Source organism: Plantactinospora mayteni (genome assembly GCF_016862935.1).
Taxonomy (GTDB): Bacteria; Actinomycetota; Actinomycetes; order Mycobacteriales; family Micromonosporaceae; genus Plantactinospora; species Plantactinospora mayteni.
Genome location: NZ_BONX01000007.1, coordinates 368,048 through 382,634, shown reverse-complemented (window position 1 = coordinate 382,634; position 14,587 = coordinate 368,048). Strand labels below are relative to the sequence as shown.

Sequence of the window (14,587 nt, the reverse complement as noted above, 5' to 3'; positions counted from 1 at the left end):
TTGGCCGCCCCAGTTGGCCGCCCCAGTTGGCCGCCCCAGTTGGCCGCCCCAGTTGGCCGCCCCAGTTGGCCGCCCCGGTTGGCCGCCTCCAGCCGGGCTCGGTTGGGCCGCCTCCGGCCAGCTCAGTTGACTGCCTCCGGCCGCCTGAGTTGACTGCCCCGGCTCAGTTGGCGCGGATCGCCCGGATCGACTGGCGCAGCGAGGACATGGTGGCGAGCACCGCCGTCGGCTCGTACCCGCAGTGCGCCATGCAGTTGGCGCAGCGGGCGTCCCGCCCCCGGCCGTACGACGACCAGTCGGTGGTCTCGATCAACTCCCGGTACGTCTGCGCGTAGCCGTCGCCGAGCAGATAGCAGGGGCGCTGCCAGCCGAAGAGCGAGTACGACGGGATGGCCCAGGCGGTGCAGGAGAAGTCGACCTTGCCCTCCAGGAAGTCCAGGAAGAGCGGCGAGTGGTTCAGCCGCCACTTCTTCCGGCGCCCCTCGCCGAACGCCTTCTTGAACATCGCCCGGGTCTCCGCCACGCCGAGGAAGTGCTCCTGGTCCGGCGCCTTGTCGTAGGCGTACGCCGGGGAGAGCATCATCTGGTCGACGCCCAGGTCGTCGTTGAGGTAGTCGAGCACCTCGATCACGGTCTGCGGGGTGTCGGTGGAGAAGAAGGTGGTGTTGCTGGTGACCCGGAAGCCGCGCCGCTTCGCCTCCCGCACCGCCTCGACCGCCTCGTCGAAGACGCCCTCCTTGCAGACCGAGGCGTCGTGCCGCTCCCGCAACCCGTCGATGTGCACGGCGAAGGAGAAATAGCGGGACGGGGTGAACTTGTCCAGCTTCTTGCGCAGCAGCGCCGCGTTGGTGCAGAGGAAGACGTACTTGCGGCGCTTGACGAGTTCGTTGACGAGCCGGTCGATCTCCGGGTGCATCAGCGGCTCGCCACCGGCGATCGAGACCATCGGCGCCCCGCACTCCTCCATCGCGGCGAGCGCCTGCTCCACCGGCATCCGGCGCTTCAGCACGTCCGCCGGGTGCTGGATCTTGCCGCAGCCGGCGCAGGCGAGGTTGCAGGCGAAGAGCGGCTCCAACTCGACCAGTAGTGGAAAGTGGGTGCGGCGGCGGAGCTTCTGCTCCATCAGGTAGCGGCCGATCCGCATGCTCTGGCGCAGTGGCATGCCCATGGTCAGCACCCCGTTCCGGTCGGCCGGTCGATCGGCGCGCGGCGGTACCGCACGACGCTTCGCGAACTGGTCCCCGTCATGGCGTTCGGATCTCCTTGGGAAGGGTGAAATGCACGTCCTCGGTCCGGGTGGTGTGCTCCCGTACCGCGTCGGCGCCGAGCCCGGCCAGGGCCGCCACGGTCTGGTCGACCAGCCAGGGCGGCGCCGAGGCACCGGCGGTCACGCCGATCGTCCGTACCCCGGCGAGCCAGCGGAGGTCGACCTGCTCGACGTCGTCGACCAGATATGCCGGGGTGCCCCCGCGTTCGGTCACCTCGACCAGGCGCCGGGAGTTCGAGGAGTTGGCCGAGCCGAGTACCAGCACCACGTCGGCGACGGCGGCCACCTCGCGCAACGCCGCCTGCCGGTTGGTGGTGGCATAGCAGATGTCGTCCGAGGCCGGTCCGGTCAGCGCGGGAAACCGCCGCCGGAGTACGTCGAGGACCCCGGCCACCTCGTCCACGGCCAGGGTGGTCTGCACCAGGTACGACACCCGGTCCGGGTCGGCGACCTCGATCCGTTCCGCGTCCCGCACCGACTCCACCAGGGCGATCCGGCCGGGCGCCTCGCCGAGGGTACCCTCGGTCTCCTCGTGCCCGGCGTGCCCGATCAGCAGCACCGTGTTGCCCCGGCCGACGAACCGGCGGGCCTCGCTGTGCACCTTGGTCACCAGTGGGCAGGTCGCGTCGATCACCGGCAGCCCCCGGTCAGCGGCGGTCTGCCGGACGGCCGGCGCCACCCCGTGCGCGGAGAAGACCGTCGTCGCGCCGTCCGGGATCTCGGTCAGCTCGTCGACGAAGACCGCGCCCCGGCGTTGCAGGTCGGCGATGACGTGCAGGTTGTGCACGATCTGCTTGCGGACGTAGACCGGTGGGCCGTGCCGGTCCAGCGCCTGCTCCACCACGCTGATCGCCCGTTCCACCCCGGCGCAGAACGACCGGGGCGCGGCCAGCACCACCTGCCGGGCGGTGGTCGCCGCCGCCCACTCGGACAGGGCCGGGCCGAGCTGCGGCAGTACCCGCAGCGCGGCGACCACCCGGCCGAGGGTCGCCGGCCGGTACAGCGGATGCGGTGGCACGTCGGCGACTACCCGTACGCAGGCGATCGGGCGGCCGGCGGCACCGGCCAGCAGCGCCGCCGACTCGGTGTCCACCGCGATCGCGCCGGTCGCGGCGAGCCGGGTCCGGTCCGCGCCGTCGACGATCCGCCGGCTGGTCACCACCGGTCCGAGGTGGACGGTCAGGCCGCGCCGACGCAGCGCCGACGCGATCATCGGGGCGGCCGGACAGGGTACCGGGGCACCGCCGACCACGCCGGCCCGGCGTACCTCGGTGGCCACCACCACGTCCCCGGTACGCAGCGTCGGCACCAGGCCGCCGGCGATCCCGGCCACCGCCAGCGCGGCGGTGTCGCGGTAGCCGGCGGCGACCCGGGTGGCCCGGGCCGGCCCTCGACCGGTACGCCGCAGCGGTGCGCCCGGTGGCAGGCCGCGCCGCAGCGCGAGGGCCTCCGCCCGCATCGGTGCGAACAGCACCCAGTTCGCGCCGCTCAACTGGGCTCTCCGGGATCGCGCGGCAGCCGACCGGACTCCTCCGGATCGCGCAGTAGCCGACCGAGGGCGCTGACCGGGAACACCAGCCGGTAGAGGTGGTAGTTGATGTAGAAGTCCCCGGGGAAACCCGTGCCGGTGTACTGCGGCTCGTCCCAGCCCCCGTCCGGCCGCTGGGTCTTCACCAGCCAGGCCACCCCGCGCCGGATCGACGCCGAGTCGGCGGAGCGGGCGGCGTGCAGGGCCAGCAGCGCCCACGCGGTCTGCGAGGCGGTCGAGTCGCCCTGCCCGCGCCAGGCCGGATCGCGGTAGGAGCGCATGTCCTCGCCCCAGCCGCCGTCGGCGTTCTGTCGCCGGTGCAGCCAGCAGACCGCCCGGGTGAGGGCCGGATCGTCCCGGCGTACCCCGGCGGCGATCAGCGCCGGCACCACCGCGCCGGTCCCGTAGACGTGGTTGGCGCCCCACCGGCCGAACCAGGAACCGTCCGCCTCCTGGTGGCGCAGCAGCCAGGACACGCCCCGGCGGACCGGGATCGAGCCGGCCAGCCCCTCCGCGCAGAGCGCCTCCACCACATGCGCGGTGACGTCCGCGGTGGGCGGGTCGATCACCTCTCCGAAGTCGCAGAACGGCAGGTCACGGGTGATCGCCCGGGTGTTGTCGGCGTCGAATGCGGCCCAGCCGCCGTCGGCGGACTGCATCCCGCACAGCCACCGGACCCCGCGCTCCATCGCCGGGCGCAGCGCCGGAGGCGCACCGGTACGCCGCAGCGCCAGCAGCACCTCGGCGGTGTCGTCGGTGTCCGGGTAGCCGTCGTTGTCGAACTCGAACGCCCAGCCGCCCGGCGCGACCCGGGGCCGGCGGACCGACCAGTCGCCGGGGACCTTTATCTCCTCGGCCAGCAGCCAGTCGGCGGCGGTGGTCAGCGCCGGATCGTCGGCCGGCACCCCGGCATCGGCGAGCGCGACCATCGTCAGCGCGGTATCCCAGACCGGGGACTGGCACGCCTCCAGCCGGCGTACCGGGCCGTCCGGGGTCTCCTCCCGGACGGTGAACCGCTCCAGCCCGGCCAGCCCGCTGCGCAGCACCGGATGGGAGAGCGGATAGCCGAGCAGGTGCAGCGCGATCAGCGAGTAGACCCAGGGTGGCTGGATGCCGCCCCACGAGCCGTCGGCCTCCTGCCGGGCGATGATCCACTCCGCCGCCCGGCGCAGCGCGTTGCGGCGTACCGGGCCGACGGGGTGGCGCTCGTAGCCGCGCAGCGCCCCGTCGAGGCGCTGCATCCAGCGCGCCTTGCGGCTCGGCGTCGCCGACTCCGGCGCCAGCCCGGTACGCAGTTCGCCAAGCGAGAACCCGAGCGGGCGTACCGGGCGCAGCGAGCGGACGATCGACAGCGGCACGATGGTCTGCCGGGCCCAGCAGGCGAAGTCGTAGACGTTGAGCGGAAACCACGACGGCAGCAGGACCACCTCGGGCGGGATCGCCGGCAGCCGCTGCCACGGCCACTCGCCGAACAGCGCCAGCCAGAGTCGGGTGAAGACCCGGCTCCGCTCGATCCCACCGTTGGCGAGGACGAACTCCCGCGCCCGGCACATGTGCTCGGCATCCGTCGGGTCACCGGCCAGCCGCAGCGCCGCGTACGCCTCGATGGTGGTGGAGAGGTCGCCCGGCCCGCCGTGGAAGGTCGCCCAGGCGCCGTCCGCGCCCTGCTTCGACCGGATCCACCGGGCCGTCGGCGCGGTCTCCAGCTCGGTACGGATGCCCAGGAACTCCCGCAGCAGCAGGTCCTCGGCCTCCATCGTCACGTTCGTCTCCAGCTCGCCCTGCCACCAGCCGCCCGGCTGCTGCCGGGACAACAGCAGGTCCCGGGCCCGGTCCAGCGCCGCCTCGGCGCCGAGCCCCAGCCCGTCGCCACCGCTCTCGGCAGGACCCCGTCCCCCGGTGAGCGTGGCGTCGACCCTGGAGCCGGTCGGGCTGCCGTCGCTGGTGGAGAGCGTCGCGCCCATCAGTGATCCCGTCCCGTCATGAAGTGCGCGATCGCCACCAGGTCGGCGTGCACGTCGGAGCGTTCTCCGGCCGCGCCGGGCTCGCCCAACTGGTCCAGCTCGGCCAGCGCCTCGGTGAGCAGCCGGTCGGCCTGCTTCTCGGTCCAGTCCCGGGCACCGGTCTCCTCGATCAGCGTGGCGGCCAGGCTCAGGTCGGCGTCGGGGAGGTCGCCCGGCCGGGCGTACAGCTCGGCGAGTTGGGCACCGGCCGGACCGCCCGAGGTGAGGGCCCGGACCACCGGAACCGACTTCTTCCGGGCCCGCAGGTCGGACAGGACCGGCTTGCCGGTGACCGCCGGTTCGCCCCAGATGCCGAGCAGGTCGTCGACGAGTTGAAAGGCGAGGCCGAGGCGCTCGCCGTACCGGGCCAGGCCGTCGACCAGCGCCGACGGGGCGCCGCAGAGCACCGCGCCGAGCGTCGCGGAACAGCAGAGCAGCGCCGCCGTCTTGTCCCGGGCCATCGCCAGGCACTCGTCGAGGCTGACGTCGGCCCGGGACTCGAACGCCACGTCGGCCGCCTGCCCGGCGATCAGCCGGCGGATCGCGGTGTGCATCGTGGCCAGACCCCGGCGTACGTCCAGGGCGGAGTCCTCCGTCAGTACCTCGTCGGCGAGGCCGAGCAGGGCGTCCCCGGCCAGGATCGCCGGCCCGACACCGAACGCCGCCCAGGCCGTCGGCCGGTGCCGCCGCTCCAGGTCACCGTCGATCACGTCGTCGTGCAGCAGCGAGAAGTTGTGCACCAGCTCCACCGCGACGGCCGCCGGCAGACCCCGGCGTACCGGCTGGCCGGCGGCCTGGGCGGAGAGCAGTGCCAACGCCGGCCGCAGCCCCTTGCCGCCCCGGCCGGCGGGCTCGCCGGAGGTGTCCCAGTAGCCGAGCTGGTAGCCGGCGACCAGTCGGGTACGCTCGTCGATCCGTTCCAGCGCCGCCCGGATCTCGGGCTGGACGAGTTCGTCCACCTGGGCGAGGACGCTGGGCAGCATCACGGTCATGTCATCTCCTCGCTGCACTCGCCGTCGCCACGACCCTGACGACTGAGTTCTCTGGTGCCCTCGCTCCGCGCGGTCATGTCTTCCGCTCCCCGCTCGGCTCGTCGTAGCCATGACCTCGACGGCTGGGCCTGTCGGTCTCCCCCGCTCCGCCCGGTCATGCCGGCGCCTCCGTGGCGGTCGACGTCGACCCGAGGTGGGCGAGGAGCACGTCGGCGGCGCGGTGGCCGCTGCGTACCGCGCCCTCCATCGTGTCCGGCCACCCGGTGTCGGTCCACGCGCCGGCCAGGGCCAGCCCGGGGGCCCGGGTCTGGGCCGGTGGCCGGGCGCTGCGGGAACCCGGCCCCTGCCGGAACGTCGCCCGGGGTTCCCGAGTCACGAACGCGTCCCGGACCCGGGCCTGCCGAGCCGCCGGGAAGACTTCCGCCAGCGCGTCCAGGTAGGTCCGGACCAGCTCGCTCGCCCGGACGCTCAGCACCTGCTCGGCGGCGGAGATCGAGACCACCAGGTACTGGCCGGAGCCGCCGGACGGGGTCCGGTCGAAGACCCACTGCACCGGAGTGTCCAGCCCGGCGGCGAACTCCAGTTCGGTGACCCGCTGCTGGTAGTGCACGTGCACGTTGACGATCGGCGCGGCACCCAGCCTGGCCCAGCGCGCCCGGTCGGGAGCGGCCTCGACCGGTACCAGCCGGGCGGCCTGCGGATGCGGCACCGCCAACACCACCGCGTCGGCGGTCAGCTCGATCCCCTCGCCGGAGACCTGGAACCGGCCCCGGTCGGCGCGGATCCGCTGGACCCGTACGCCGGTACGGACCGTCGCACCGTGCTGCCGGAGGAGGGTGGCCGCCGGGGCACCGTGCAGTTCGGAGAGCGGCGCGGTCGGCCGGCCGATGTCGGCGGCGTCGGCCCGGTCGAGCAGTCCGGTCCGGAAGACCCGGGCGGCCAGCGCCAGCGAGGCTCGTTCCGGCGGGGCGTTCAGGGCGGCGGTGCAGATCAGCTCCCAGAGCCGTGTCACGGTCGGCGCGTCCTGCCCGTGCGCGGCCAGCCAGGCGCCGAAGCTGACCCGGTCGGCGGCCGGGTCGTCCGGCTCGACCCGGCGCAGCGCGGCTGCGGCCCGTACCGCCGCCAGCCGCTGGCCGACCCGCAGTGGGCGGTAGCCGAGCAGGGCCGGCAGCAGGTGGGCCGGGGCCGGCAGCCGACGGTTCCGGGCCAGTACGTGCGGCGGCCCACCCACCCGCAGGATCGGCACCGCGAACCCGTCCTGCACGGGTGCCCGGTCGGCGCTGCCGAGCCGCGTGAGCAGGTCGCGGTACTGCTGGTAGCAGCGGAGGAAGACGTGCTGCCCGGTGTCCACGGTAAGTTCGCCGCGCCGGAACGAGTAGGTGGCGCCGCCGAGCGCCGGACGCGCCTCCAGCAGGGTCACCCGGTGCCCGGCGTCGAGCAGCCGCACCGCCGAGGTAATGCCGGCCAGTCCACCGCCGACCACGCAGACTCCTCCGTCGGTCACGGTGCGCTCCGGGTCATCGCCCGCGCCGCGACGTACGCCTTCTCCCAGCCGGGCAGCGAGACCCGGCGCCGGGTCACCGCCAACGGGTCGGCCACGATCCGGGCCAGCAGCCGGTGGTAGATCCCGGCCATCGCCGCCACGCAGGCAGCGCTGCGCCGGTCCAGCAGCGGCAACAGTCGCAACCCGGTCTGGTAGTAGCGTTCGGCCCGGTGCGCCTGCCAGCGGACCAGCGCGGCGAGCCGGTCCGGCGGGTCGGTGAGCGCGCCGTCCGGGCCGAGTTCCAGGGTGCAGCCGAACCGCTCCAGGTCGCGGCGGGGCAGGTAGACCCGGCCGGCGGCCCGGTCCTCCACGATGTCCCGCAGGATGTTGGTCAGTTGCAGGGCGATGCCCAGGGTGTCGGCGAGTTCGGCCGCGGCCGGCCGGTCCACCGAGGGCCGGAGGACGAAGACGCCGAGCGAGAGCCGGCCGATCGACCCGGCGACGCAGCGGCAGTAGCCGACCAGCTCCTCGAACGTCTCGTAGCGGGCGCCCCGGACGTCCGCCACGCAGCCGTCGACCAGTTCGTCGAAGGCGGCCACCGGGATCGGCAGCCGGGCCGCGGCGTCGGCCAGCGCGACCAGTACCGGATCTTTGCCGGCCTCCGGCAGCCGGTGCAGCGCCGCCCGGATCTGGTCGAGCCGGGCCAGCTTCGTCGCGGTGGGCAGGTCGCCGTCGCCGATGTCGTCGATGCGCCGGGCGACGGCGTACACCGCGCAGAGCGCGTCGCGGCGGTCGGGGCGGAGCAGCCGGATCCCGTACGAGAAGTTGCGCGCCTGGCTGCGGGTCACCCGGGCGCACTCCCGGTAGGCGCGCTCCAGCCCGGCGTCGGCGGTCATCCGCGTACCCCGCTCGGGCGCAGGGCGGCCCGGGGCGGCCAGTACGACCGCAGCCAGGCGGCGGCGATCCGGGCCCGGGTCGGCTTGGGCGGCCCGGGCAGCGGGTCGTGGTCGGCCCGGGCCAGTGCGCCGAGCGCGGCCCGGCCACCGGCGACGTATCCACCGACCGCCAGCCGGGCCCAGCCGTGCAGGTCGCCGACGAGCGGCGCACCACCGTCGAGCAGGTTGGCGGCGCGCTGCGCCTGGCGCCGGACCACGGTACGCAGCCGATCGCCGGCCCGGGGCGCGTCGAGGTCCTCCTCGGCGACTCCGGCCGCCACCAACTCCTCGGTCGGCAGGTAGATCCGGCCCCGGCGCCGGTCCTCGGCAACGTCCTGGAGATGCTCGACCACCTGCAAGGCGGTGCAGATCCGGTCGGAGAGCCGGATCCGGTCCGGCGAGGCGGCGCCGAAGACGTGCAGTACCAGCTCGCCGACCGGGTCGGCGGAGAGGTGGCAGTAGTCGACCAGGGCGCCGAAGGTCGGGTAGCGGGTCACCACCTGGTCGCGCCGGTTCGCCTCGATCAGCCGGAGCAGCGGGTCGATCGGGAGCCGGCAGTCGACCACGGTGGGCGCGAGTCTGACCAGTACCGGGTGCCGGGGCAGCCGGCCGTGGTAGAGGGCGCGTACCTCGCGGTCGAACCGGTCCAGCCGGGCGAGCCGGATGGCCGGTGTCTCGTCCCGGCCGGTCTCGTCCGGCTCGTCGCCGAGGTCGTCGACGTAGCGGGCGTACCAGTAGAGGGCGAGCAGGTGCCGGCGGATCCGTGCCGGCAGGACGCGGAGCGCGACCGGGAAGTTCTCGCCGGCCAGTACGGTGTCCGGCTGCCGGCGCCCACCCGGCCGATCCGCGGACGGATGGTCGGGAGCGTCGTCGGTCAGATGAAGCACACTGCCGCCTCTCGCGAGGTCCAGCCGGCTCAGCGGGGCCGCGCCAGACCGCCGCGCCGGATTGGTTGTAACCCACCGCTCGCGCTAAGTAATCTTCACCGAGAGTACCCAAATTCCCACGCTCGGCGGTGCGGCCTGCCGAATTCCTCTCGGCGTGTTCGGCGGCCCGTCGCGGCGTACCCCCGGCGGCCGGAACGGCCCGGTGGATCGACGGTCGCGGGGCGGCGTGTCAGCTTGACCGGGTACGCCGGGCCAGCCAGATGCCGATGCTCATCGCCGCCACCGCGAGCAGGCCGAGAAAGAGCCGGGGCCCCTCCAGGGACAGTTGCTCCTCGAAGGCGAAGACCCCGATCAGCACGCTGGTGAACGGGTCGAGCAGCGCGATCGCGGTCAACGGGGCGGCGATCGGGCCGCCCTGGAAGGCGTTCTGGTTCAGCGTCAGCGCGGTACCGCCGACCAGGATGAGGACGTAGAGGTGCCAGTCCGTGAAGACCTCGGCCGGGTGGTCCGGCAGCTTCTCGGTCACGCTCTTCACCAGGGCGGCGGCCATCGCGTACAGCAGTCCGGTGGCGATGCCCAGCATCAGGCCCCGGGTCGCGTCCTGGGTCCGCCAGGCCACCAGCAGGCAGATGGTGACCAGCGCGCCGATCGCGGCTCCGACGAGGATCCAGGCCCACGCCTTCGGCTCCGCCACCCCGCCGCGCGGGTTCGCGGCGAGCAGGAAACCGGTCAGCCCGACGACCCCGACCACCACCACCAGCATGTCCCGGCGGTGCGGCCGGCGCCGCTCGATCGCCGCCTCCAGTGGAATCGCCATGAAGAGCCCGCTGACCAGGAGCGGTTCGACCAGGGCAAGCGCGCCGACGCGCAGCGCCAGCGCCTGTAGGAAGGTGCCGACCGCGTCCGGCAGCCAGCCGAGCAGCCACAGCCGGCGGTGCAGCAGCCGGATCAGCAGCCGCGGGTCGATGGTCCGGGTCGGCCGTTCCTGTTTGGCGGCGTGCTGCTCCATTACCGAACTCACCGCGAAGCAGGCGGCCGAGGCGAGTCCGAGCAGGATGGCGAGGCCGTTCACCGGGTCGTACCTCCGGATCGGGCCCGCCGGACCGCTCCGCTGCCGGGCCGTCCGGGTACCGCCCCCGCGACGGATCGGGCGGCACGATGTGTGGACCGCACCTCAGCCTTGCCGGTCCGGATGGTTCGCCGGGTGGGTGCCGTCGGTCCGTGGCTGGTCGGCACCGATCCGCAACCTCGCCACGCCGGCCCGCAGCCCCACCCAGCGGGTCAGCGTCCGGCGGGACGGCGCCGCGGCCACCCCGGCCGGGACCTCGGCCGCTACCTCCGGATCGGCCGGCGCCGCACCCTCGACCAGGCCGGGGGCGTCGAGCGGCTCGTCGACCAGGGCCGGGGCGGCGGCCGGACCCGCCGCGTCGAACGCCGGTGCCCGCCCCTCGGTCGCCGGTCCGGCCAGGGCACCGCCCCGGGCGACGTCGGCGACCACCGTGGCGGGATCGGTCTCGAAGAGGGCCAGCCCGGCGGCCCGCTGCCGCTCGCCGGCCGTACCGTCGGCGAGCCGGACCAGGGTCGGGCCCAGGTCGCCGGCCCGGCGTACCCAGGTCGCCACCCCGGCCCGGGCCATGGTGGCCGCGTTCGCCCGGCCGTGCCCCGGGATCGGCCGGTAGGTGGCCACCGGCAGGCCGCAGGCCATCGCCTCCAGCGCGGTCAGCCCACCGGCGTTCTCCACCAGCACGTCGGCGGCGCGCAGCAGCTCCGGCATGTCGTCGACCCAGCCGAAGACGTATCCGGTACGTCGCCGTTCCAGCCGGCGGAACAGCGCCTCGTTCCGACCGCAGACCACCACCGGGACCGCCGCCCCGGTACGCGCGATCTCAGCCGCCGTCCGCGCCACCGCGCCGACCCCCCAGGAGCCGGCGACCAGCAGCGCGAGCCGAGCGTCGACGGGCAGACCGAGGCGCTCCCGGACACGGCGCTTCTCCGCCGCCGAGCCCGGACGGAAACCGGCCGAGACCAGCCGCCCGGCCACCCGTACCTCGCCGGCACCGAGCGCCCGGGCCTCGGTACGGGTGGTGCGGTGCGCGGCGCAGTGCACGTCGATGCCGGGCGACACCCAGATCGGGTTCACCGCGAAGTCGGTCAGATAGGTGATCACCGGTACGGCGAGCCGCCCCTCCCGGCGCAGCGGCCCGATGATCTGGCTGACCACCGGGTACGTCGACACCACCGCCCGGGTGTCCGGGGGCAGCATCCGGAGCACCCGGGGCCACACCGGCCGGAGCAGCGCCCGGGTGATCGGCGCGGCCCGGCTGAAGTTGCCGCCGATCGCGAAGAGCAGCCCGTAGATCCACGGCAGGCGGCTCAGCATTCCGTGGTAGGTGCCGCGCAGCAGCCGGCCCAGTCCCCACGGGAAGATGTCGGCCAGGTCCACGCAGTCCGCCAGCAGGCCGCGTTCACGCAGCCGGCTGGCCAGTTCCCGGCTCGCGCCGTCGTGCCCGGCTCCCGCGCTGGCGTAGATGATCATTACGCGCGGACGCCGCTCACCGACGCCGCTGGCGGGCGGCTCGGACGCCTCCTTGCGGTTCGCGTCGTGCCGCCCGGATCTGAACGTCATCCGGCCATCTACCCGCAGGAGGTGCGAAGAATCCTCGGAACACCACACCGGCTTCCGGAGGGCGGGACCGGGCCCTTTCCGAGGCCGCTTCCCCGCGAAGGCCCCGACTTCTCCCCGAACGCCCCGGCCCGGACACCTGCGGAGGACGTAGACTCCGGGTACCCCGCGACAGCCGGCCGACGCGCGGCTCCGCGCCGCTGGCCGGAGCCCCGGCCCACCGGGAGGTCGCCATGCGGGTCCTGATCGTCACCGCCGGCTCCCTCGGTGACGTGGCGCCCTACACCGGCCTCGGTGCCCGGTTACGGGCCGCCGGCCACCGGGTGGCGGTCGCCGCCCCGGTCCCGTACGCCGACCTGGTCACCGGGGCCGGCCTGGAGTACCGGCCGATCGGCGGGGACCTGTCGGCGATCCGGGCCGCCACCGCCGGGCAGCACCGGTCCTGGACCGTGCCGGGCGCCCCCGGGCTGGTCGACTTCGTCCGGCTCGGCGGCCGGTTCGTCGGCGACCTCGGCACCGGCATCGCGACGGCGGCCGGGGCGGACACCGACGTACTGCTGCTGTCCAGCACCACCGCGCCGCTGGGGTACTCGGTAGCGCAGTACCACGGCATCCCGAGCCTCGGCGTCTTCCTCCAGCCGACCGCTCCCACCAGCGCGTTTCCGCCGATCGTGCTCGGCCTGCGCTCGCTCGGCGGCTGGGGCAACCGACTCGCCGGGCGGCTCGGCCGGCGACTCGCCCACCGGGTGTACGCCGACGCCTCCCGGCGGCTGCGCGGACAACTCGGCCTGCCGCCGGTCGGACTCGCCCGGCTGGAGCACCGGGCCGACGCCGACGGGTGGGCGGTGCTGCACGGGTTCAGCCCGGCCGTGCTGCCCCGGCCACCGGACTGGCCCGCCGGGCTGGACGTGGTCGGCTACTGGTGGCCGCTGGCCCACCCCGGCTGGCGCCCGCCGGCCGAACTGGTCGACTTCCTCGCCGCCGGCCCACCCCCGGTCTACGTCGGCTTCGGCAGCCTGGCCGACAGCGGGGACGGACTGCACAGCCTGGTCACCGGTGCGCTGCGCCGGGCCGGCGTACGCGGCGTGATCCAGGGGCTGACCGGCACCGGGCCGGGACCCGATGACGACCTGATCGCCGTCGGGGACGTACCGCACGACTGGCTCTTTCCCCGGATGGCCGCGCTGGTCCACCACGCCGGTTCCGGCACCACGGCAGCGGGACTCCGGGCCGGGGTGCCGGCGGTGCCGGTGCCGATCCTCGCCGACCAGCCGTTCTGGGCCGCCCGGCTGGCCGCGCTCGGGGTCGGCCCGGCGGTGCTGCCGTTCCGTCGGCTCGACGAGGCCGGGCTGGCCGCCGCGATCCGGGCCGCGGCGACCGAGCCGATCCTCCGGCGCCGGGCCCAGGCCCTCGCCGACCGGCTGGCCGCCGAGGACGGTGCCGGCGCGGTGGTGGCCGCGGTCGACCGGCTGGCCCGTTGACCGGTCGACCGCGGCCTGCTCAACCCCGGCCCACCCCGGATCGCCCGGGTGGCCGGTCCGCGCTGGTCAGAGCTTCTCGTAGCAGGGCCGGTCCAGGGTGTACGCCTGGGCGGTCGGGCCGGCGGTCAACGGCCGCACCTGGGTCACCCCGGTCGGGGCGGCCCGGTCCGGCCGGTACACCGCGGTGACCCGGACCGCGCCGTCGTTCGGGCCGGCGGCGTAGTTGCCGGCACCGGCCGGCAGCATGCCCTCGTAGTCGACCGAGGTCAGCGACTTGACCGCGGCCAGCAGCCCGGCCCGGGTCAGGTCGCCGTCGGCCACCGCCTTGGTCAGCGCGGCCTTCATCGGATACGACCACACCCAGCCGGCGGTGTACCCGTCGTTCGGGGTGATCTGGCCCAGCGCCGCGCGCAACGCCTGGTGCCCGGGAGTGTCGGTGCCCCACGCGCCCCATGGCGCGGTCTGCTCGTAGCGGGCCAGCAGGGCGGGGGCGGCGGCGCTCTGCAACAGCGCCGGATTCCAGGTCGGGCTGGTCCCGATGAACCGACCGGTGAAGCCCCGGGCCGCCGCCTGGCCCACGATCGCCGCCGCGTCGGCCGGTCCCATGGTCAGGATCACCAGGTCGGGTCGGCCGGAGAGGATCGCCTGGATGGCGCCGGCCTGCTTGTCCGCCCCGGTGTCCGTCTTCACCGCGTTGAAGTCCAGCCCGAGGCTCTGCGCGCCGAGCTTGGCGCCGGCCGCCGCGTCGTCGCCGTAGTCACCGGCCAGGTGTACGGCCAGCACCGACTTCACCCCGTGCGCCTCCCGGGCGTAGTCCAGCGCGTTCATCGACTCCAGGCAGTAGTTGGCGCCGGACTCGACGATCACGTCCTCGAAGGCGTACGCCGAGGTCCAGGCGGCCGGGGCCGCGACCACGCTGCCGGCCTTCATGTCGGCCAGGATGGCGGCGGTGGTCGGTGAGCCGAGGGTCTGGGCCAGGGCCAGCACGTGCGGCTTCATCTCCTGGTACACCTGGTTGTGCGTCTGCGGGTTGTATTTGTTGTCCCGGATCCAGCGGGTCACGTCGACCTCGTAGTCGCCGATCCCGCCAGCGGTGTTCACCCGCTTCCAGAACGCCTTCTGGGCGTCGGTGATCGGCACCGCCAACGCCCGGAACGGTCCCTCGGTCAGGTCCGAGATGATGCCGAGATAGATGCAGCCCTTGTTCCGGTCCACCGCCTCCGGGCACGGCTCGGCGGTGACCCCGACGTCGGTCTTCACCCCGGACGCGTCGGTCTCGGTGTCCCCGCCGCGACAGGCGGCGAGCGCGGCGCAGAGCAGCAGGGCGGCGGTCGCGGCGGCGACCCGGCGCGGTCCGGAGCCGGACGGTCTGTTCCTTCCCATGGCTA

The 14,587-nt window shown here is 74.5% G+C and carries 11 protein-coding genes; 1 reads left to right on the top strand and 10 read right to left on the bottom strand.

Annotation, left to right across the window (positions count from 1 at the left end; genetic code table 11):
* Positions 1 to 163: 163 nt before the first annotated feature.
* The 9 genes from hpnH to Pma05_RS07310 all read right to left on the bottom strand — a co-directional run bounded on the left by hpnH (position 164) and on the right by Pma05_RS07310 (position 11,721).
* Positions 164 to 1,168: an adenosyl-hopene transferase HpnH gene (gene hpnH / locus Pma05_RS07350; RefSeq protein WP_203856509.1), complete on the bottom strand. Its 1,005-nt coding sequence runs from the start codon at positions 1,166 to 1,168 to the stop codon at positions 164 to 166.
* 76 nt (positions 1,169 to 1,244) lie between these two features.
* Positions 1,245 to 2,759 (bottom strand): 4-hydroxy-3-methylbut-2-enyl diphosphate reductase, encoded by a 1,515-nt coding sequence (ispH, locus tag Pma05_RS07345; RefSeq protein WP_203856508.1) that lies wholly within the window; start codon positions 2,757 to 2,759, stop codon positions 1,245 to 1,247.
* Entirely contained in the window at positions 2,756 to 4,759 is a 2,004-nt protein-coding gene (shc, locus tag Pma05_RS07340) for a squalene--hopene cyclase (RefSeq protein ID WP_203856507.1), read from the bottom strand. The genes ispH and shc overlap by 4 nt, the downstream gene beginning before the upstream one ends.
* Positions 4,759 to 5,790, bottom strand: a complete 1,032-nt coding sequence (locus Pma05_RS07335; protein WP_203856506.1) for a polyprenyl synthetase family protein — start codon at positions 5,788 to 5,790, stop codon at positions 4,759 to 4,761. Before Pma05_RS07335 ends, shc begins: the two co-directional genes overlap by 1 nt.
* A gap of 154 nt (positions 5,791 to 5,944) precedes the next feature.
* Complete coding sequence (hpnE, locus tag Pma05_RS07330; protein ID WP_203856505.1) at positions 5,945 to 7,294, bottom strand: hydroxysqualene dehydroxylase HpnE; 1,350 nt, start codon at positions 7,292 to 7,294, stop codon at positions 5,945 to 5,947.
* Entirely contained in the window at positions 7,291 to 8,169 is an 879-nt protein-coding gene (hpnD, locus tag Pma05_RS07325) for a presqualene diphosphate synthase HpnD (protein ID WP_203856504.1), read from the bottom strand. The genes hpnE and hpnD overlap by 4 nt, the downstream gene beginning before the upstream one ends.
* Positions 8,166 to 9,095: a squalene synthase HpnC gene (hpnC, locus tag Pma05_RS07320; RefSeq protein WP_203856503.1), complete on the bottom strand. Its 930-nt coding sequence runs from the start codon at positions 9,093 to 9,095 to the stop codon at positions 8,166 to 8,168. Before hpnC ends, hpnD begins: the two co-directional genes overlap by 4 nt.
* A 229-nt stretch (positions 9,096 to 9,324) precedes the next feature.
* Positions 9,325 to 10,167 (bottom strand): DMT family transporter, encoded by an 843-nt coding sequence (locus tag Pma05_RS07315; protein ID WP_203856502.1) that lies wholly within the window; start codon positions 10,165 to 10,167, stop codon positions 9,325 to 9,327.
* 102 nt (positions 10,168 to 10,269) lie between these two features.
* A complete protein-coding gene (locus tag Pma05_RS07310; RefSeq protein ID WP_203856501.1) occupies positions 10,270 to 11,721 on the bottom strand; it encodes a glycosyltransferase in 1,452 nt (483 codons plus the stop codon).
* A gap of 230 nt (positions 11,722 to 11,951) precedes the next feature.
* On the opposite strand from Pma05_RS07310, the gene Pma05_RS07305 reads away from it, so the two are divergent.
* A complete protein-coding gene (locus Pma05_RS07305) occupies positions 11,952 to 13,199 on the top strand; it encodes a glycosyltransferase (protein ID WP_203856500.1) in 1,248 nt (415 codons plus the stop codon).
* Positions 13,200 to 13,265: 66 nt separating this feature from the next.
* Here Pma05_RS07305 and Pma05_RS07300 read toward each other — a convergent pair whose 3' ends face one another.
* Entirely contained in the window at positions 13,266 to 14,582 is a 1,317-nt protein-coding gene (locus Pma05_RS07300; RefSeq protein WP_203856499.1) for an ABC transporter substrate-binding protein, read from the bottom strand.
* Between the last annotated feature and the right edge of the window lie 5 nt (positions 14,583 to 14,587).